The sequence below is a fragment of the Peribacillus sp. NPDC097284 genome, assembly GCF_044761765.1.
Classification (GTDB): Bacteria; Bacillota; Bacilli; order Bacillales; family DSM-1321; genus Peribacillus.
In genome coordinates this window covers 737261-756592 of the sequence record NZ_JBIWCZ010000001.1, presented here as the reverse complement: position 1 = coordinate 756592, position 19332 = coordinate 737261, and the positions used below count along the sequence as shown (strand labels likewise).

The 19332-nt window shown below is 41.8% G+C and carries 18 protein-coding genes and 1 pseudogene; 9 read left to right on the top strand and 10 right to left on the bottom strand.

The genetic code is table 11. From position 1 onward, the window contains the following. Nucleotides 1–143 precede the first annotated feature (143 nt). Together ACIQXU_RS03800 and ACIQXU_RS03795 are read left to right on the top strand one after the other, a co-directional pair. Nucleotides 144–1565, top strand: a complete 1422-nt coding sequence (locus tag ACIQXU_RS03800; RefSeq protein WP_402986790.1) for a phospholipase D-like domain-containing protein — start codon at nt 144–146, stop codon at nt 1563–1565. 132 nt (nt 1566–1697) lie between these two features. After that, the gene (locus ACIQXU_RS03795) at nt 1698–2906 is read left to right on the top strand and encodes a CynX/NimT family MFS transporter (RefSeq protein ID WP_402986788.1); all 1209 of its coding nucleotides are present in this window, start codon (nt 1698–1700) and stop codon (nt 2904–2906) included. Nucleotides 2907–3051: 145 nt separating this feature from the next. On the opposite strand, the gene ACIQXU_RS03790 is transcribed toward ACIQXU_RS03795, so the two are convergent. Further along, nucleotides 3052–3606, bottom strand: coding sequence for a hypothetical protein (locus ACIQXU_RS03790; RefSeq protein ID WP_402986786.1), 555 nt, complete (start codon nt 3604–3606; stop codon nt 3052–3054). Nucleotides 3607–3756: 150 nt separating this feature from the next. Next, a pseudogene (locus ACIQXU_RS03785) lies at nt 3757–4393 on the bottom strand (LysE family translocator). A 178-nt stretch (nt 4394–4571) separates the two neighbouring features. Here ACIQXU_RS03785 and ACIQXU_RS03780 point away from each other — a divergent pair. Beyond that, complete coding sequence (locus tag ACIQXU_RS03780; RefSeq protein ID WP_402986784.1) at nt 4572–5423, top strand: MBL fold metallo-hydrolase; 852 nt, start codon at nt 4572–4574, stop codon at nt 5421–5423. Nucleotides 5424–5480: 57 nt separating this feature from the next. Here ACIQXU_RS03780 and ACIQXU_RS03775 read toward each other — a convergent pair whose 3' ends face one another. Then, a complete protein-coding gene (locus ACIQXU_RS03775) occupies nt 5481–6641 on the bottom strand; it encodes an MFS transporter (protein WP_402986782.1) in 1161 nt (386 codons plus the stop codon). 204 nt (nt 6642–6845) lie between these two features. On the opposite strand from ACIQXU_RS03775, the gene ACIQXU_RS03770 reads away from it, so the two are divergent. After that, entirely contained in the window at nt 6846–7073 is a 228-nt protein-coding gene (locus ACIQXU_RS03770) for a hypothetical protein (protein ID WP_402986781.1), read from the top strand. Between the two features lie 176 nt (nt 7074–7249). Beyond that, nucleotides 7250–7924, top strand: a complete 675-nt coding sequence (locus ACIQXU_RS03765; protein WP_402873783.1) for a phosphatase PAP2 family protein — start codon at nt 7250–7252, stop codon at nt 7922–7924. 68 nt (nt 7925–7992) lie between these two features. Here the strand turns inward: ACIQXU_RS03765 and yppF are convergent, their stop codons facing one another. The 5 genes from yppF to ACIQXU_RS03740 form a co-directional block, all read right to left on the bottom strand. After that, entirely contained in the window at nt 7993–8187 is a 195-nt protein-coding gene (yppF, locus tag ACIQXU_RS03760; protein ID WP_402986779.1) for a YppF family protein, read from the bottom strand. 199 nt (nt 8188–8386) lie between these two features. After that, nucleotides 8387–8650, bottom strand: coding sequence for a hypothetical protein (locus ACIQXU_RS03755; protein WP_402873788.1), 264 nt, complete (start codon nt 8648–8650; stop codon nt 8387–8389). A 144-nt stretch (nt 8651–8794) separates the two neighbouring features. After that, on the bottom strand, nt 8795–10183 hold the full coding sequence (locus ACIQXU_RS03750; protein WP_402957935.1) for an L-cystine transporter: 1389 nt from the start codon (nt 10181–10183) through the stop codon (nt 8795–8797). A 235-nt stretch (nt 10184–10418) separates the two neighbouring features. Then, a complete protein-coding gene (locus ACIQXU_RS03745; protein ID WP_402873793.1) occupies nt 10419–10859 on the bottom strand; it encodes a DUF6376 family protein in 441 nt (146 codons plus the stop codon). A 22-nt stretch (nt 10860–10881) separates the two neighbouring features. After that, complete coding sequence (locus ACIQXU_RS03740; RefSeq protein ID WP_402957933.1) at nt 10882–11496, bottom strand: protein kinase domain-containing protein; 615 nt, start codon at nt 11494–11496, stop codon at nt 10882–10884. A gap of 441 nt (nt 11497–11937) precedes the next feature. Here ACIQXU_RS03740 and ACIQXU_RS03735 point away from each other — a divergent pair, with 441 nt between their 5' ends. Further along, complete coding sequence (locus ACIQXU_RS03735) at nt 11938–12948, top strand: hypothetical protein (RefSeq protein ID WP_402957931.1); 1011 nt, start codon at nt 11938–11940, stop codon at nt 12946–12948. On the opposite strand, the gene ACIQXU_RS03730 is transcribed toward ACIQXU_RS03735, so the two are convergent. Then, entirely contained in the window at nt 12941–14359 is a 1419-nt protein-coding gene (locus ACIQXU_RS03730; RefSeq protein WP_402986778.1) for a sigma-54 interaction domain-containing protein, read from the bottom strand. The genes ACIQXU_RS03735 and ACIQXU_RS03730 overlap by 8 nt on opposite strands. 329 nt (nt 14360–14688) lie before the next feature. Between ACIQXU_RS03730 and ACIQXU_RS03725 the strand changes: the two genes are divergently transcribed. Beyond that, nucleotides 14689–15882: an ornithine--oxo-acid transaminase gene (locus tag ACIQXU_RS03725; RefSeq protein ID WP_402957927.1), complete on the top strand. Its 1194-nt coding sequence runs from the start codon at nt 14689–14691 to the stop codon at nt 15880–15882. Between the two features lie 156 nt (nt 15883–16038). After that, on the top strand, nt 16039–17640 hold the full coding sequence (locus ACIQXU_RS03720; RefSeq protein WP_402986776.1) for an amidohydrolase: 1602 nt from the start codon (nt 16039–16041) through the stop codon (nt 17638–17640). Between the two features lie 88 nt (nt 17641–17728). Here ACIQXU_RS03720 and ACIQXU_RS03715 read toward each other — a convergent pair whose 3' ends face one another. Continuing rightward, nucleotides 17729–18160, bottom strand: a complete 432-nt coding sequence (locus ACIQXU_RS03715; protein ID WP_402873808.1) for an NUDIX hydrolase — start codon at nt 18158–18160, stop codon at nt 17729–17731. 316 nt (nt 18161–18476) lie between these two features. Here ACIQXU_RS03715 and ACIQXU_RS03710 point away from each other — a divergent pair, with 316 nt between their 5' ends. Then, nucleotides 18477–19151: a DUF975 family protein gene (locus ACIQXU_RS03710; RefSeq protein WP_402986774.1), complete on the top strand. Its 675-nt coding sequence runs from the start codon at nt 18477–18479 to the stop codon at nt 19149–19151. Nucleotides 19152–19332: the final 181 nt, after the last annotated feature.

Here is a 19332-nt window from a genome sequence, read left to right as displayed (position 1 = left end):
CTATCACTCCTTTATGAAACGAATATTAATGAAGATATCATTTGACTATTTCATGAACTTTATTAGTCATTCCTCTTTTCGATCCAAGTATAGAGTTAGTCCTTAATACAAATAGTATTAGGAAAGTTAGGGGGAGGGATTTCATGACAAAAAAGATCGTGAAAGGAGCACTGTTTGTATGTCTATTATACGTCCTTTATGCAGTGGCTACGTCGGTTGTTCTGTTCTATTTTCCTTTGGATAAAAAAGGGGAGGCACCCCCTAACGTTATAAGTGGTTTTATGGGGAAGGGAGATTCTTCAGATCGAGTGTTGCTCCTGGAAAATGGGTATGAATCGGGACGTGCACGGATGCAAATGATTCAGGAAGCCACTGATTCAATTGATATCGCCTATTATTCCATAGCAAAAGGTAAGTCGACCGAGCTGATTCTCGGTGCTCTTATTGATGCGGCGGACCGGGGCGTTAGGGTCCGGGTCCTTTTGGATGGGATTAGCCATGGTCTGCGATTTAAAATGAGTGATGCCCGTTTCGCCTTGGCATCGCATGAAAATATTGAATTAAGGTATTATGAATCGTTCAAGATATTCAAGCCTTGGACATGGAACAACCGGCTTCACGACAAAATCATGATGGTGGACGGGCGGTTGGGCATCATTGGAGGGCGAAATATCGCCGATAAGTATTTAGCGAAAAAACCACCTAAGAATTTCGTCCATGACCGTGATGTCATCATCTTTCATGCCACGCCAACTGGAGAAAACGTGATCGTTCAGATGAACAAGTATATGAATGAATTATGGAACCATCCATACACGAGCGACCCCTTCTCGGACCTTTCAAAAAGGCAGAGTACTAAAGGGAAAAAGGAAAAAGATAAGCTAACCCGTCAATACAAAATCGCCATTCAAGAAAATGAACATTTTGTTTCACCATCGATGAACTGGATGGCCATCACCACCCCAACAAAACGGGTGAGCTTTCTGCACAATCCGATCGAGCGCTTCAAAAAACAACCCGTTGTCTGGCAAACGCTTATTGATATCTCGACGGAAGCGAAGAAGTCCGTCCTGATTCAGAGTCCATATGTTGTCCCTACAAAAGAAATGAAGGGATATGTACCAGAAAATATGAATTCGACTGCCAACTGGACCCTACTCACCAATTCCGTGAAATCCACTCCCAATGTTATGGCCTTCTCAGGATACTTGGATTTGAGAGACGACATTATAAAGACTGGGGTAAGACTTTATGAATATGCCGATAAGCATTCCTTACATGCTAAATCGGTGGTCTTTGATCAACGGCTAAGTGCAGTTGGTTCTTTCAACCTTGATTCACGATCATCGGTTTTAAGCACGGACTCGATGGTGATCATAGATAGCGAGGAATTCGCGGTACAGTTGACAGAGGCTATTCATGACAAAATCGATAAAAGCACGTTAGTGGCGGATAAGAAAAAGAAGATAGACACGCCTAAAGATGAGAAAAAGGACAAGTCTTATCGGACCATTCTATTAAATGCACTCTCGAAGGTGTCCATATTATGGAGAGGATTGGCGTAACTGGTTTCGGAATCGAATAACCATGAGCATTTTTTTACAAAAGGGAAATTACTCCAACTTATTCTGCGAATATTGTGATATTCTATTGTGATATCATCTAGAAAGTTTGTGGATTGGTAGGAGGATTCTTGAATGGAGATACAAAAAACCGTTGTTCAAAAACAAAAAAAGTCATTATTCTTATTTTTTTTCACCATGGGGATCGTTCTTGTTTCCTTCAATTTACGCCCAGCCATCACTTCAGTGGGACCGTTAGTCGGGGTGATTCAGTCTGATCTTGGACTTGCCCATTGGAGTGCAGGACTTTTGATGAGCGTTCCATTAATTACGTTTGCCATCATGTCGCCTATCGTTCCCAAAATCGCCAATCGCTTAACAAACGAGAAGACATTGTTGGTGGGGTTGTGCGTTCTGCTGATCGGGGTTTGCATTCGGTCGGTTTCAATGTCATTCTTTCTCTTTTTTGGTACCGTTTTCATTGGTATGGGAATCTCCATCGGAAATGTTCTTTTGCCTGTCGTGATAAAAGATAAATTCCCGCAGAAATTCGGTTTGATGACCAGTATCTATTCTACGTCCATGGGGTTGGTTGCTTCTCTGGCATCAGGACTCAGCGTACCATTAGCCAGTGGTTTGAACCTTGGTTGGCAAGGGGCTCTGATTGTCTGGGGAATCCCGGCCGTCTTGGCCATATTGATCTGGGTGTACCTCATCAGATTAGATCAAGGAAAAGGTAATCCCATTAAAAGTGTGAGCTTAAGCGCTACGAAGATCTGGCGCTCACCACTTGCTTGGCAAATCGCGTTATTCATGGGATTTCAATCGTTTTTATTTTATGTCACGATTACATGGTTACCTGAAATCTTGATTAGTAATGGGATAAGCAGGGGGACGGCTGGATGGTTGCTATCATTTACCCAAATCATCGGGTTGCCTTCAAGCTTCTTCATCCCTGTTCTTGCTGCACGACTTAACTCCCAGGTGTGGGTAGCTTTCGGGCTCGGCTTATGCTCGGTTGTCGGATATGCAGGGTTATGGTTTGGATCTTCTTTTCCTATCCTGATCGTCAGTATCACGTTAATCGGTATCGCATTGGGAGGGAATTTCCCGTTGGCGCTAAGTTATATAGGCATTCGCGCACGGAATGCGAGGCGAGCTGCCGAGTTATCGGGAATGGCCCAATCAACAGGCTATCTACTTGCAGCCGTAGGACCGATATTCATTGGATACTTGTTCGATATGGCTCAAGATTGGACCATTCCGCTTTTTGCACTTATCCTTATCTCTGCATTAGTCATGATATTCGGGATGAGTTCCGGACGAGATCGTCATGTGGAATAAACCAAAGTAAAAGGGACTGTCCCAAAAGGGGTCATTACACCGAAATTGAATAAATGGTAAAAGGCAGAAACGTTGCTTTAACAACATTTCTGCCTCTTTATTTTTTCGAAGTTCACTGGAATAAGGACTTATTAGACAGCCCCTTTTATTTATTTAGTAAATCTTTATTTTTGTTGTATACACTTTTGAGTAAAAGATACAAAGGTATCAATATGGCAATATAAACTAGCAAGTACATAGTTGGTACGATGTTAATTTGTTGGTTGATGGTTAAATTAGCTGCATACATTCCAAAAGCTAAGGCAAACAAAATCAAGTAAGCTTTTGATGTGAATTGTAAGGTTTTGACCCTAGATTCCTTCATATTCTTAGAATAAAAACGATGAAAAATAATTTGGGCTACTATAAAAAAGAATAACCAGGGTATGATTTGGGCTAATTCTATGTATCCTTTCAAAATAGGTGCGGTTAAAGCGCCAAGTGGCCCTATACATAAGACCATAATTAAATCGAACCCGAAATCTCTTTTGCTTTCGTACTTATTTTGGTTGAGGTATTCTTCTTGTTCTGCAAGCTCGGTAAATGGATGTGGGTCTTCTTTGAAATTTGCGATTGTTTCTTTAATGGCTGTGGTTTCGTCTTTTCCATTTGCGATTTTATTTTCCACCTCGGAATACATATGATCTTTCATTTCATACATTATTTTTTTCTTTTGTGTGAAGGAACTTCAATGAATTTTTTTTCGATATCATTTAAGAATAAATCGATAATAGTATAGTTATTCGTCATCAGTAATGGTCTCCTTCTCTTTGAAGTAAAAAAAATTATATATAATGACCAAGACCTAAGGTTAATGCTGGGCCTTTTCCAACGCCAGTTTCATTCCAAAGCCGATTAGCACAATGCCTGTGATGCCTTCAAAAACCTTTTGAGTCCGTGGTCTTTTCATGAAAGCACTGATCTGGTTAAGTAAGTAGATATAGAAGATGAACCAGAGCGCTGTCAGTCCGGTGTAAGTGGCACCCATCAATAGAAATGGCAGGAATGTATCCTGTCCGGGATTCACGAATTGTGGGAGAAATGTTAGAAAGAACACGGCCACTTTCGGATTGAGCAAATTGGTCAGGAACCCTTGTTTAAAACAAGACTTGCTTCCGTATTTATCTTCATCCTTCCTTCCTTTCATCGGTTACTGCCACTTCCTTATTCCTCAATCCCCATAATGTCTTGATGCCTAGATAAATCAAGTACACGGCCCCGACATATTTAAAGATGGAAAATAATAAAGCTGATTTGACGATGATTGCTGAAAGTCCTAAGACAGCGGCGGATGTATGAATGAGCAAGGCACAACACGTACCAAGCATCGTTTGGAGGCCACCCGTTTTTCCAATCGAAAAGGTGTTCTTAGTCGCAATCGCCGTATCAGGACCGGGCAATAGGATGAGAAGAATGCACATCATGATAAATAAATAATAGTTTTCCATGTGAGAAACCGCCCATCTTCATTTGATTATTCTGATAATTCATCATTTAATGTACCATAGATCATTCTGGAAGAGGATAGGTAAATGAAATATTACATCGTACCCTGTATTTGTTTGCTATACTGTAAGCAAACTGATTGAAGAAGATAATCCGACGTTCCAAAGGAGAACTTAATCCATGCAAACTTTAGAACATGTATCCAACCATATCGTTTACCTGACGCGAGTGGAGGTAAACGACCGGCCAATTTTGGTCGCTGTTTCAGGAGCGAAGAAAACGCTCATCATTGATGCGGGGAATTCTGTTTCACATGCGCAACTTTTTCAAGCTGAATTGGCGAAGATCGATTGGAGTGGGGACATGCTTGTTCTTACTCATTCTCATTGGGATCATGTATTCGGATTGGGACATGTGGACATTCCCGTGATTTGCCAGGAACGAACGTACCGAAACGTGAAAGAGATGCAGTCTCTTTCTTGGGACGATCACGCATTAGATCAACGGGTCGAGGAAGGAATCGAGATTCCATTTTGTGCCGATGCCATTAAATTGGAGTTCGGTTCGAAGCGGGATATCTCGATGAAGCTTCCTGATATAGTTTTTGAAAAGTCACTAACGATTGATCTTGGCGATATCACATGCATCGTTGAACACGTAGGTGGAGACCACGCCGCTGATTCTTGCATCGTGTATGTCCCAGAGGAAAAGACCTTAATGCTGGGAGATTGCCTGTATGCCAATCTTTATGCGGATAAATGGAATTATACCGCTGAAGAAGCCTTGAGGCTCGTTGAGAAGATTGAATCCTATGATGCCGAAACGTATATCCTTTCCCATCATGATCAGCCTTGCACGAAACAGGAAATGGAGCAGGAGTTCAAGTTATTCAAAGATTGTGCCAGCCTTGTCGGCAAACATCAGGGGGATCAAGCAGCAATGGAGCGGGAACTGGCGACGAAGCTTAAGCGTGATCTAACCGAAAGTGAAAGGGAAACAGTGACCTTCTTTGTAAATGGCTATGCTGATTGATATGAAAGACACAAAAAAAGTCGAGTTCCTGTAACAGGAGTCGACTTTTTTTGTGTCTTATTCTGCTTTCACCAGAATTTCTTTCTTCCCATAAATCCGGTAAAGAATCAAGGCGAACACCATTCCGACGAATGAGATGGAAGAAATCGAAAGATAAAGGACTTTTCCTCCAAAAGCACCGTAGATGGCGCCCCCTATATATGAGGCGAGAATTCCCGATACCCCAAAGAACAGCAAGGCCAATATCGTCTGACCAGTGGCACGCCATTCGGCTGGGACGATCCGGTACAAATACTGTATGGCCGCCGAGTAGAAAATCGGGAAGGTTAACAGTTGCAGGATCTGCAAGTAAGCTAACAGGTGCGGGTCGGTTAACCAGGCTGAGACGAAATACCGAATGAAGAAAAATGCGGCCGCGAATGAGATGATGATGATTTCCTTCCCTTTGCGAAGCCACCAGAAGCTTAAGGCAAACACGACAATTTCACTTCCGGCCGCCAAGAACCAAGTGAGTCCAACGAGAGTGGTACTTCCGCCAAGTTCCCGAATGTACACACCAAGGAACGTATCGTTCATCCTGGCAGGAACGGCACATATAAAGACCAGTAAAAGGAATAGCAGCGTTTCTTTATTACTGAAAAAGTGCTTGAGCGTTTTCATCGTGACGGGCTTCCCGGAAACGGGTGCATCGGGCATCATCCAGATGATGACAAAACCGATAATGGCAATGCCAGAAAAGAGCCAAGCTAGACTAGTAGCACCAAAATGGGACATGACGTAGCCGGTAATCAATGAGATTACGGCATAGCCTAAAGCACCGTATGTACGGATGGATCCATAACTGATTCCATTCGATTCTGCAATCGTGAAATTGAGGCTTTCCGTAAGCGGGTCAATCGGCATCAGGAAAAAGTATAGCAACATGGCAAATAGAATCAGGTGGAGATAGCTTCCCGAATCGTACAAGAAATACCCGAGTATGCTTGAGCAGAGAATCAGCAACAACAGGACTTTGCGAATGGTCTTTGTTTTGTCGCTGATCATTCCCCATAAAGGTTGAGTGATCAAAGTCACAAACCCGCCCGTACCGATGATGAAACCGATTTGACCTGGCGATAGACCTTGATCATCCAGATAGACCGGAAGAAAGGGAATGAAAATGGCAAGTAAACCAAAGTATAAAAAGTTAAAGCTTCTTAGTAGTCGTAATGTTTTCATAAAATGTAATAGTACCCCACATATTCTATAGATTGATGTCCACTCAACTTTTTTATTGTAACATTCCTATAATTAATTGAAATCATAGATTTATTTATTCCTATATGAATAGTTGAATGTTGTAAGTATTTTTTACCATTTTATACTTTGTATGGGGACTCATGATATAATTAACGACAGAAAATGAGGCAGGGAGTTGGGGGTTTGGACCAAGATACAAAAGTTGTTCAAGAGTTACAGGAACTTAAACAAAAGGTTGCATCTCTTGAAGACTTATTAATTACGGAAAGAAAAGAGAAAGCAGGCCCCGGCCGTACTTTTATGGATGCTGTTTTATCGTTATTATTCGGATTATTTGTTGTAGGACCGGTTGTCGTAGTAGTTATCGGGGTTTTAATGATAGTCATGTCATGGTTAGGGAAAGGGTTTTAAGTACCTTTTTTTAGCTTGTCACGTTATAAATTTTTCTTGTATAGGGTTTTGTCCTCCAAGAATAAAGATTTTGACATAATCATAGCTTTTAAATACGATAGATGAATACATGATTCATATGAAAAGATATGGGGTAAATCCTATAATATAAATTCAATAAAAAAACGGAGTAAGCTATGAAAAAAAACATGAAAATCCTTTACCCATTAAGTTATTTATTATTGTTTATCCTTACTAGTTTTATATACTCCATCATCAACCAATTGCCGAGTGATGCGGTCGATGTCACGACGAAAATAGATGAGGGGATTCCCTTTATCAAGGAATTCATCATTCCTTACTTACTTTGGTATCCGTTTATGTATGGATTATTGATTTATTATTGCTTTGTTGACCGAAAGCAATATTTCGTGGCGATAAGCAGTTTGATATCCGGTAAATTGATTTGTTTTGTCGTCTATGTTTTCTGGCAAACGACTGTACCGCGGCCGGACGTTGTCGGGGACGATATCTTTGCAAACCTGGTCCGTTTCATTTATATGCATGACCAGCCTGTCAACTGTCTACCTAGTATCCATGTAATGACGACGTTTATCATGATGATCATCGTATATAACAGAAAAGAAGACTTCAAGCGGGAATACGCATGTGTGACGGTCATGGGTACCCTTATTATCCTCTCCACATTATTCACGAAACAGCATGCCATCCTGGATGCATTGGCAGGGATTCTTGTCGCCTGTGCGGTATATGCTGCTGCCCAGTTTATGTTCAATGGTGGAATGAGCGTTCAGGTTAACCACATTAGAACAGCTCGAATGAAAAAGAGAATGAAAAATAGTGACCTATAAAAAAATAGTAAGGACTGTCTTCATAGTGGGCAGTCCTTTTTGCGATTGTTGCAAGTCTTCGGTGATAATCATCCTAAATGAAGTTGTTTCTTTGCGCCGCGTCTATATAGTTCCTTGCAGAGGTCTTTATATTGGAAAATAGATAAATTCCCGCTCGCGTATTCTTTTTGAATGTACTCTAACAATTCATCAGCATGAAAAGGCTTTTGGCGTGTTTCTTGAATATAGTGCAAAATTAAAACTTCTATTGTCAGTTCGCTCACCTAACATTTCTATTGGATTTTTTATCTTTAACAATATAACATGGAAAATATAGTAAGATTAGTTTTTAGAAAATTTAAACTACCGACATTTTCATACAATTAAAGACAGAAAGAGTGGCGGGGATTTAAATGGATGAAAAAGGCCTGGTTATTCAACCAAGCCTTTTTAGTACTTCCTTCGTGTATATTGTAGTGTTTTTTAGTTATTGCTCTTCTTAATGGGAGAATCGCCTTTTTCCCATGTCGTAGGGCCTTCATCGCTCGGGACGAATTTATTCCAATATGCCCCTGACGTCTTATCAAAGATGATCATATTATTTTCATTTACAGGGACTAATTCATATCGATCTTCATGACTTGCACCCTTTGAATCTTCTTTAGATGAGGCCATCAGAAATAAACCTAGGATTGTAAAACCCATGATGATGGCCACCCCGATGATTAATGAGGAACTATTTTTCATACTCACCCTCCATATGTATCCATTATCTAACATTTATTATATAGTCTTTCCACCCTTTAGAGTGGATTTTCTTTTGAATAACTTCATGAAAAACTTCATGAAAAACAAAACCCCCATCTCAGTAACGAGATGGGGGAGAAGTAATTACATTTCAGTGTCTAGTTTAACAGATGTTTCGTTGTATTGTTCTTTATCCAGGTCATGCGTGATTTTACTAGTCAGCACACCTGACGTCATGCTTCCGCTAACGTTCAAGGCGGTTCTACCCATGTCGATTAATGGTTCAACCGAAATTAATAGTCCTGCCAAGGCTACCGGTAAGTCCATTGCGGAAAGGACGAGGATGGCTGCGAATGTTGCACCGCCACCGACACCTGCCACTCCAAAGGAACTGATGGCCACAATAAGGATCAAAGTGGCGATAAAGGATGGAGAAAGCGGATCGATTCCCACTGTCGGTGCAATCATGACGGCAAGCATGGCTGGATAAATACCAGCACACCCATTTTGTCCGATGGATAACCCGAATGATCCGGCAAAGTTGGCAATCCCTTCAGAGACACCTAGTTGCTTTTGCGTTTGAATGTTCATAGGTAGTGCACCTGCACTCGATCTAGCTGTGAAAGCGAATGACAAGACAGGGAATGCTTTTCTTAAATAAGTGATTGGATTCAATCCTGCAATCATCAGCAATAGCAGATGAATCAAGAACATCACGATAAGGGCTACATAAGAAGCTCCCACGAATTTTCCTAATTTAAGGATGGCATCGAGGTCACTCGTTGCGACCGTAGTTGTCATGATCGCCAAGATTCCATAAGGAGTCAAGCGTAAAATTAACGTCACCACTCGCATAATGATGCTATGCAGGGCATCGACGATTTTAGAGAAAAACTCTGCGTGTTCAGGCTGTTTTCTTTTAACCCCTAGATAGGCGATTCCAAGAAATGCAGCAAAGATGACCACTGAAATCGTAGAAGTCGAGCGAGCACCCGTTAAATCAAGAAACGGATTCGCTGGAATTAACTCGATGATTTGTTGTGGCATCGACATTTTATCTTCGATGGTACCTGTTTTTTCCGTTATTTCAGCACCACGGCTCGTTTCAGCATCACCTTGTTCAATTTGAACGGCTTCCAAATCGAATACTGTGGCCGATGTAATACCGATGGCTGCTGCAATAGCAGTCGTTCCAAGCAAGATCCCGATGATTAAGACACTGATTTTACCGATATTGCTTGTAAGCTTCAATCTCGTGAATGCCGACAAAATCGAAATGAATACAAGCGGCATAACAATCATCTGTAGGAATTTCACGTAACCCGAACCTACGATGCTAAACCAATCGGTCGATTTCACGATTGCAACCGAACCAGGTTCATAGAAGTACTGCAAAAGCAGACCGAATATGATCCCTAACCCTAGTGCCGTAAACACTCTTTTTGTAAAGGAAATATGTTTTTTGTTCATATAAAATAGAAGGCCCAACAGGACAATCATTATGGCGATATTCAGAAAAACATAACCAATCATTTTAAATCCTCCCCAATTCCTATTAATCTACTCTGAATAATAAATACTAGAGTATGATACATCATTTATTACTATTTTACCAGCGATAAATAGTATGATTTAAAGATATTTTTTTTGAAGGGTAGAAATGGAGGGGGCTGGAGGTGAAATTCTTTTTTAGGAGGTCAGCACTTCAAAGGGGCAATCATCCCGAATGTAAAAAAATACTCCTCGGTTAAAAGGAGTATTCAGGTATCTAGTTCCCTAATTTTTCAATTTGGTTGGTCAGGCTTGTGATATTATCAATCGTCTTCATGATTTCCGAATCTTCAAGGACCGCAGGATTCAATGTCCCATCTTCCATATTTTTTAGATATAAATCGATTCCGTCTTGAAGCTGTTGGTTGGAACTGACGATTTTATCGTGAATGCCATCAGCGATTTGGGGCGGTTCGGTTTCATTGAATTCTTCGATTTCCGTTTTCATCGTTTGCAATTCATTCTCAAGTGTCTTCATTGCCTCCTTGTCGGTGACAGCATCCTTAGAGAGGGCGGGCACTTCATTGGCAAACTCTTTTACGGTACCGACATAGCTTGTTGCGGTATCGGCGTAGTCTAATGATGAATTGACTTCCCCTAGAAGCGAGCAGCCGGTTAATAAAATAAGTGATGTACATAGCATAAGTATTTTTTTCATGGTTTTCCTCCTGTATGGTTTATTAAATGGGCAAGAACCTTTTCTTATAGATGGCCGCAATGGAATTGAGAATAAAGGTAGGGATTTTCTTGGGAAAGTAGGGCCTCCTATAGAAAAGGTGGAATACGCGTTTTAAATCATGCCATTGCTTGCAGGATTTTGTCTGTCGGAACCGCGCAAGATCGATAATCTTCACTTTCTTATCGGACGTTATCAAGATGTTCCGTAAATGGATATCGGATGGATTCAAGCCTACCTTTCTGGCCAAGTTCAGGGCATGATCGATTTCCTTCACCTTTTCTTCCGTTACCGGGATGCCCATCGTCAAATGTTCAAAAAGCGTGTGACCCTCGATGTAATCAATCACGAGGTAACGCTCCCCTGCATCGAATAGGGTCGGGTAGTACTCGATATGCTGAACGGCCCGGTAAATATCCGCTTCTATTTTAGCCGTGTGGGCATGAGCCGGGAAAAATACTTTCAAGGCTAGGCCGGTATCTTGGATTCTAAATACATATGCGCTTCGCCCTTTACCGATAAGCGACAATGAATCATCGGCCTCGATCAATGTATGGTTTTTATCGTTCGCGATTTTCACACTTTGAGCCAACCTATAATATTGTGACAACTCCTTCACACCTCTCCAAAAGATTGATGATACAAAAAAAGACGGTATAACCGATTATCTTGGTTATACCGTCTTAGATACGAAAAAGACCTCACCAAAAAATCGGCAAGGTCTTGCAAACAACTGTAAATTAGTTGCCAATAAAGCCGAGGATGGACATCCTGTACTGACGACTTTACTGTATAGCTACTCCCCTTAACAGAAGAATTCATTTATTTAGTTACATTACAGTAAGTATAGAGGATATCATGCTCATGGGTCAAATTAAAGAATCTGAAAAGAGTCAGTCCCAAATAGGAGATAACAGATTCTTGTCGAATAGAATAGATGTTGGTAATCATGTTGTTTGTAGATAAATATGAAGGGAAACCTATTTTGATTCCAAATCTAAAGAAAAAACATTCCCTCCACCCGTAAGGATAGGCAAACGAATGAAAAAGGGGTTCCATTATGAGATATAACTATGATATGAAGCGGATAGGATGGATGATCTTTGCCTTTGGGGTATTTGTTTTCGTGCTATTCAAAACCGTTGAGAACGTCGAAGAACATATAGAGCTGAAGAATAAGGATGAAAGCGACCCGATGGATGCGATGGTTTATGAAAAAACGGCTCAACAGGATCTCTTGTATGGAGAGACCTATTATTATGTTCTCATTGCTCCGGGTCTCACGGGACAGGTTGTAAGGGAATTGGATGTCGGCCAGAGAGCGTTTGTGGAGAAAGAGGAATTTGAAAAGCTGGAAATAGGGGATTCGGTTAGCGGATACAGGATTGATGAAACCTTTCATAATAAGGATGATCTTAAAGACAAGGATTGGTCTTTTTATATCGGCTTGGCTTTCGCCAGTATCTATATCATTGGATACATCTTATATTGGTTAAGTAAAATCAAGTGGGTCACGGCCTTTTTTGATCGAATGGAGCGGGGGAAACACTCTGATCGTTTTCTTGGCATTTTCTTATATGGCTTGTTATACGGTGGCCTCATTTTGGGATTATCGTTTTGTTACTATAATATGGGACTAATGGTCATGAACGCATATGAGAAATATTCGGACGCAAATCGAATCGAGACTATGGCTATGGTGACTGATCATTCTCTCGAACGGAATTCATCCCGTTATGGAGATGACGGGTATTATTTGGCACTACGCTTTGAGAATCATGTAAACCAGACGGTATACCTGACGAAAAAAGTTACAAGGGATACCTATTATACGTACCAAGATCAACCGGTTCCGATTTCATATAATGAAGAGAATCCCTACAAAGTCTATCTGCAGGAAATGAGCTTGGAAGATTACTATCAAGTTTTCATTTCCAATATGATGTTATTGTACTATTTAGTATGTTTTGTAACGGTGTTATTGGTCTATGCATTCATATGCTGGAGACGCTATAAAAGGACAGGTTCCTACTATCGTGTCAAGAAGGGAGATCCCCCACTTTCTAAGTGAGGGGATTTTTGGCCTGGTACTTTTTCAAGCGGTATTGGAGGCTTTGCCGGCTTATATTCAAGGCTTTGGCTGCTTGGGAGATATTCTGGTTATGTTCTTTTAACACCTTTTCTAAATAGAACTTTTCTGTATGCGCCATATAATCATCAAGAGGGAGGGTCCCTTGATGAGAGGGAGGGGAAGGCGCTTTGGTTTCCATCTCTTCTTCTTCCCTATTCGCTTTCTTTTTGAAGAGAGTGGGAAGGTGCGAGATTTTTATGTGCTTATCGCCAGGTTCTAGCAAATTCATGGCCCCTTCGATGATATGTTCAAGTTCTCTTACGTTGCCATGCCATTCATAATCATAGAAAAGTTCGTAGGCTTCTTCGCTGATTCCTTCGATGTCCAATTCGAAAAGCGCATTGAATTTGTCAATAAACGATTGGGCGAGCAATGGAATATCCTCTTTCCGTTCCCGTAGCGGGGGTATGAATAAAGACACAACGCTTAAACGGTAATAAAGATCTTTACGTAAATGGCCGTTTGATATGGCATCAATCGGATCTTCATTGATGGTTGCGATGACGCGGACGTCGATATTCTTATCTTTCGTATCACCTACGCGACGAATCTTCCTTTCTTGAAGGGCCCGCAATAATTTTGCCTGCAAATTGGGGTTCAGGGAATTGATCTCATCAAGAAGGATCGTGCCGCCTTCTGCTTGTTCGAACAATCCCGGTCTTTCGACGGAGCCGGTGAAGGCACCTTTCTTCGTTCCGAAAAGGATTCCTTCTATTAAACTATCGGGAAGTGCTGCACAGTTCTGGCTGATGAATGGGTGTTTGGAGCGACTGCTTCCATTATGGATGCTTTGTGCAAAAAGTTCCTTTCCCGTTCCAGTTTCCCCAACGATGAGGATGGTGGAAGAGGTTCTTGTCGAACGCTTGCTCTTTTCGATGACCTCCAAGAAATTCGCACTGACACCTAGGATGCTGTCAAAGGTATATTTGGTGTCGCCCTTATTTAATATATTATCCTTGATGATTCGTTCCAGGTTGGTAATATCCTTGGCTACTTCGATGGCCCCGATGATATTTTGCCTGGTGTCGAATATCGGATAGGTATTATTGATGGTCGAGATTTCCTGCCCCAGGCTATTGAAGTAAGTCTGTTTCGAGTTTTCGGTTGCATGGCCGGAGTGAAGGGCCCTGACCAGTGTGCTTTCCGTTTCTTCTTTGAACTTAAAGATGTCGTGAATCTTCTCTCCTAATACATCTTTTGAATCCATTCCCTCAATCTCCGCCATCTTTTTGTTATAGATGACCGTCAAGCCGTTCCTATCTATAATATGTATGCCTATATCAATCACATCCACAAGTGAATGGAGAATCGTTTGAAAACCTTCTATTCTCATAATCTGGTTTAAATCCATGAGGCACCTCCAGGTTTTTCCTTTTGTTGAAGCTAATTGTAAAGTAAATCCAATATTGGTGCAATTATTATTTGCACTGCAAGAATGCATGGCGGAAAGGTGCCAAATATTTTTGCGGATTTTATGAAAAAAATGGGTGAAACCCCTTTCCTGAAATATATTTTTTCTTTGAGTTAGGGTGTTTTTGATAGAGGCCTTTATTTTTGGCATGGAACTTGCTAGTTGATAGATAGGGGGACCTGAACTGATTTTTCAACAATGAAATATGCTACATCTTCATCTACAACGTAAATCATAGCGGAAACGTTTAAATCATAGGGGGAATTTATATGAAAACTGTGACGGAAAAGGTTATTGAACAAACTGAACAATATGGGGCAAACAATTATCATCCACTTCCCATCGTCATATCAAAGGCAGAAGGAGTATGGGTAGAAGATCCAGAAGGAAACAAGTATATGGATATGCTTAGTGCCTATTCAGCCGTGAACCAAGGTCATCGGCACCCAAAAATCATTCAAGCGCTAAAAGACCAAGCGGATCGTGTAACGTTAACGTCCCGAGCGTTTCATAGTGATCAATTGGGTCCGTGGTACGAAAAGGTGGCCCGTCTTACCCAAAAAGACATGGCCCTTCCGATGAACACGGGGGCTGAAGCAGTTGAAACGGCCATCAAGGCTGTTAGACGCTGGGGCTATGATGTAAAAGGAATCGCTGAAGACCAAGCGGAAATCATCGCTTGTATCGGCAACTTCCATGGCCGGACGATGACAGCCGTTTCTTTATCTTCCGATGATGAATATAGAAGGGGGTTCGGGCCGATGTTGCCAGGAATCAAGTTGGTTCCCTATGGTGACCTTGAGGCATTGAAAGCAGCCATCACACCGCAAACGGCTGGATTCCTGATTGAACCGATCCAAGGGGAAGCGGGCATCATCATTCCACCAGCCGGTTTCCTGAAAGCGGCATTTGAACTGTGTAAAGAAAATAGTGTATTGTTCGTTTCGGATGAAATTCAGTCGGGCCTTGGCCGGTCAGGTAAAACATTCGCCTCCGATTGGGATCATGTTGTTCCTGATATGTACATTTTAGGCAAGGCACTTGGTGGTGGGGTTTTCCCAATCTCTTGCGTGGCGGCCAACCGTGACATCCTAGGCGTCTTCAATCCTGGTTCACATGGTTCTACATTTGGGGGCAATCCATTGGCTTGCGCGGTTTCCATCGCTTCCTTAGAGATTCTTGAAGAAGAGAAACTTGCGGAACGCTCGTTGGAATTAGGCGAATACTTTAAAGAAAGCTTGAAGGAAATCAATAATCCGAAGATTAAAGATATACGTGGAAAAGGCTTATTTATCGGAGTGGAATTAACAGTGGAGGCAAGGCCTTATTGTGAAAAATTAAAAGAGGAAAACTTACTGTGCAAGGAAACGCATGATACCGTGATCCGCTTTGCTCCGCCACTTGTGATTACGAAGGAAGAACTAGATTGGGCTATTGCCCGTATTAAAAAAGTTTTAGCTTAATGTCGCTTACTGATTCTGAGTCATGAAAAAAGGGTATTCCAAAAAAAAGCGTAGGCTTATCCATTTTGGAATGCTCTTTTTCGTCTGCAAGGATAAAGGAAATCCAAAATCAAGGCGGTACAAATGAAATGTGTTCATATAGGGGGAGGAGAAAGAATGAATCATGACATCATTTATGTGAACGGAAAAATATTCACAGCCAATCCAACACAACCTTATGCAAGTGCTATGGTCATTCGTGATGGGCGCATACACTGGATTGGGGAAGAAGAAACCAAAGGGATGACTGGAGAGCGCATGAACCTTCAAGGACGCCGGGTGTTGCCGGGGCTCATCGATGCACACTTGCATCCATTGTATCTAGCCGGGTCTTCCAAGCAAATTTCCTGTATGCCGCCTGTTGTCGAATCACTGGAAGATTTAATTGACGAAGTTCGTAAGGCAAGCGAATCACAAGATTCCGGGGGTTGGATAGAAGGATGGGGATATGATGAGGGGAAATTAAAAGAGCGTCGTTCGCCTTCACGCTGGGATTTAGATCAAGCCACGACGAAGGTTCCCGTTATCATTACGCGCACATGCACTCACATGGTTGTGGTCAACAGTAAGGCACTGGAACTCGCCGGCATCACCAAAGATACACCAGACCCAGTGGGTGGAAAGATTGATAGAGATCCGTACGGTGAACCGACGGGCGTTTTACGTGAAAACGCAAAAGGTTTAGTCCAACAAGTAATGCCCGTACAAACTGTTGAGGAAGAAATAGAAGGACTTGTGGAATTAAGCCCAAAATTGCTATCGCACGGAATTACGGCCATTACGGATTTGATGGCAAAGCCTAAACCTGCGGATTATTTAGACATGTATCGTGCTGCTACGGAAAAGGGCATGAAGCAGCGTGCAGTCCTGTATTACATATGGGAAACCATTAAGGACGATCCGATTTTAGCCAAGAACAAAACGAATAGAGACCAGGACAATCATATTGGAGGAATCAAGTTATTCGCCGATGGAAGCGTTTCTGGCCAAACGGCCTGGGTCAATCCGCCATTTTTAGGGGAAGGCGAGAACTATGGCATCCCGATGACCACTAAGGAGGAGTTGCTACTTGCCGGTCAAGCAGCCGAGGAGAATCGTATCCAATTGGTCATACATGCCATGGGTGAGCAGGCGATCGATTTAATCATCGATACCTTTCATGGCAAGAAGGGCTGGATGGAAGATGGTCCCTCGATCAGGATTGAGCATGCGGCCATGCCGTCTAAGAAGGCCCTTCAACAGGCAAGTGAAATGGGAATCGCATTCGTCCCACAACCGATCTTTCTCTACGCTGAAATTGAATCGTACCTTACTAACCTTGGGGCGGAGCGTACGAAGCAAACGTATCCAATTCGTTCCATGTTAGATGCGGGTATCATGGTGGCCTTCTCATCTGATGCACCTGCAACGGCGTGGGCAGATCCGGTCAACCCATTTGTCGGGATGATGGCAGCCGTCACACGTAAGGCCTATGATGGAACGGATACAGGGCAGGAACAACGCATAGACATTGAAACGGCCATCATGCTTTATACAAAAGCGGCACAGGAAGTCACGCGCATCCCGGATGTTGGCCAGCTTGCACCGGGCTTTCATGCCGACTTTATTGTCCTAGACCGGGACATTTTGACCATCAAACCGGAAGAAATAGGGGAAGTGCAGGTTGAAGAAACGTATATGGCCGGTAAGAGGGTCTTTCAAAAAGAAATAGCAGGGTGATGTTCAAAAGCAAGAGAAGGCGCTTGTACAGTGCTCTATATCTGGGGCTTCCTCTCTGGAAGCCCCTTGTTATTAGGCGAGAGGTATCCTAAAATTCTATATAGAATGGATGGGTGCTTTCATCCAAACAGCATTCAATTCTCTGACTGAAATTCCTGAAAGTCACCATTTCCAAAGCTTGCTCAATGGGATAATACCCCACTTCCAAACTCTCTGGTGACGTTGTTACTGTTCCTCCAACTGGTTTAGCTAAAAACAGTGTATTACAGATGGACTCTTCAACGTTTTGAAAGATCCCACAAAATTTCAAAACCTCTATATCCATACCTGTTTCCTCTTTCGTTTCTCTTATGGCGGCTTCTTTCAAGGACTCGCCTTCTTCAACTTGTCCCCCAGGCATTTCCCAACCTCGCATGGGCCCCTTGATTAATAGAATTTCCCCTTGCTCATTGATTACAATCGTTGCTGCTGAGACGATGTGTTTTGGTGGTGAGAAGATTTTCTGCGTGCCATGTTCCAATCGACTTCCCCATTTCTATTGTTTAGTAGTCTAGCTGTTGCCCGTTCCTCGGACTTCCTGCCTGGTGCTTCCTCCATAATACCACCACGTGTAAAAAAATTCCTTTTGGAGCGTAGGACTCAAAAAGAAGGCTTCGAATAAATGAAACGATATACCTATATATACTCTTGGGGATTAAATCTCATCTAAGAACAATTATGGTAGAATAAAATAATAACCCAAATAAAGTAACCTCAGTATGTTTTATGAATTTTATTGGGACATCTTACATATTCATGTAACAGTACTAAGTATTAAGAAGGAGTGTCATTCAACTATGAAAATATCAGAATTAAAAAGAGAAGCAAGGCTTTCATTGAAAGGGAACTGGGGAACTGCAGTAGCACTCTCGTTAATCATGTTCTTGCTTACCATGGTATTGCAAACCGTCATTGAAGTGATTTTTAGTGGTGGATGGTCAGCATGGTATGAGCAGGATGTGGCACCAATAGGGGTGTCTGCATTCAATACGCTTTTATCCATTTTATTAATACCGTTCTCAATAGGCGTTTATTGGTTTTATCTTGACTTGGTAAGAATGGAAAGTACATCATTCGAGAAAGCATTTTCGATCTATAAGGATGGAAAAATGTTTTCAAAAGTGATCATTGCATCCATTGTGCAGGGAATATTCGTGTTTCTTTGGTCTTTGTTACTTCTCATACCAGGGATTATCAAAGCTTTGGCTTATTCCCAACTGTTTTTCTTATTAAAAGATCATCCGCACTTAACGACGCTTGAAGCGATTACGGAGAGCCGGAGAAGAATGAACGGCCTTAAATGGAAGTACTTTCTCATGTGCTTAAGCTTTATAGGATGGGGAATTCTTTGTTTATTCACGATAGGAATCGGATTCCTATGGTTGGTTCCTTACGTTGGGACAACGATGGCCGCCTTTTATAACGAATGGATAGCCTCTCAGGATGAAAATGAAAATGAAATAGTGGAATAATCTTTTAGCCGGTAGCATAATTGCTGCCGGTTTTTTTATGTAAGGAACTTCATAAAATTATAGAATGGGTGGGTAAAAAGTGGTAGGATGGAAGGTTCATGGTTACTCTTGGGTATTTATCTTATAATGGTGTAGTTTACTATTAAAGGTAAATTTAGAAATTACATAGTGGAACATGACG

Excerpts from the sequence above, each read along its gene's own strand:
- ACIQXU_RS03795 (WP_402986788.1), top strand. The coding sequence starts at position 1,698 with ATGGAGATACAAAAAACCGTTGTTCAAAAACAAAAAAAGTCATTATTC.
- ACIQXU_RS03750 (WP_402957935.1), bottom strand. The coding sequence starts at position 10,183 with ATGATTGGTTATGTTTTTCTGAATATCGCCATAATGATTGTCCTGTTG.
- ACIQXU_RS03725 (WP_402957927.1), top strand. The coding sequence starts at position 14,689 with ATGAAAACTGTGACGGAAAAGGTTATTGAACAAACTGAACAATATGGG.
- ACIQXU_RS03800 (WP_402986790.1), top strand. The coding sequence starts at position 144 with ATGACAAAAAAGATCGTGAAAGGAGCACTGTTTGTATGTCTATTATAC.
- ACIQXU_RS03755 (WP_402873788.1), bottom strand. The coding sequence starts at position 8,650 with ATGAAAAATAGTTCCTCATTAATCATCGGGGTGGCCATCATCATGGGT.
- ACIQXU_RS03735 (WP_402957931.1), top strand. The coding sequence starts at position 11,938 with ATGAGATATAACTATGATATGAAGCGGATAGGATGGATGATCTTTGCC.
- ACIQXU_RS03745 (WP_402873793.1), bottom strand. The coding sequence starts at position 10,859 with ATGAAAAAAATACTTATGCTATGTACATCACTTATTTTATTAACCGGC.
- ACIQXU_RS03780 (WP_402986784.1), top strand. The coding sequence starts at position 4,572 with ATGCAAACTTTAGAACATGTATCCAACCATATCGTTTACCTGACGCGA.
- ACIQXU_RS03730 (WP_402986778.1), bottom strand. The coding sequence starts at position 14,359 with ATGGATTTAAACCAGATTATGAGAATAGAAGGTTTTCAAACGATTCTC.
- ACIQXU_RS03775 (WP_402986782.1), bottom strand. The coding sequence starts at position 6,641 with ATGAAAACATTACGACTACTAAGAAGCTTTAACTTTTTATACTTTGGT.
- ACIQXU_RS03710 (WP_402986774.1), top strand. The coding sequence starts at position 18,477 with ATGAAAATATCAGAATTAAAAAGAGAAGCAAGGCTTTCATTGAAAGGG.
- ACIQXU_RS03720 (WP_402986776.1), top strand. The coding sequence starts at position 16,039 with ATGAATCATGACATCATTTATGTGAACGGAAAAATATTCACAGCCAAT.
- ACIQXU_RS03790 (WP_402986786.1), bottom strand. The coding sequence starts at position 3,606 with ATGTATGAAATGAAAGATCATATGTATTCCGAGGTGGAAAATAAAATC.
- ACIQXU_RS03765 (WP_402873783.1), top strand. The coding sequence starts at position 7,250 with ATGAAAAAAAACATGAAAATCCTTTACCCATTAAGTTATTTATTATTG.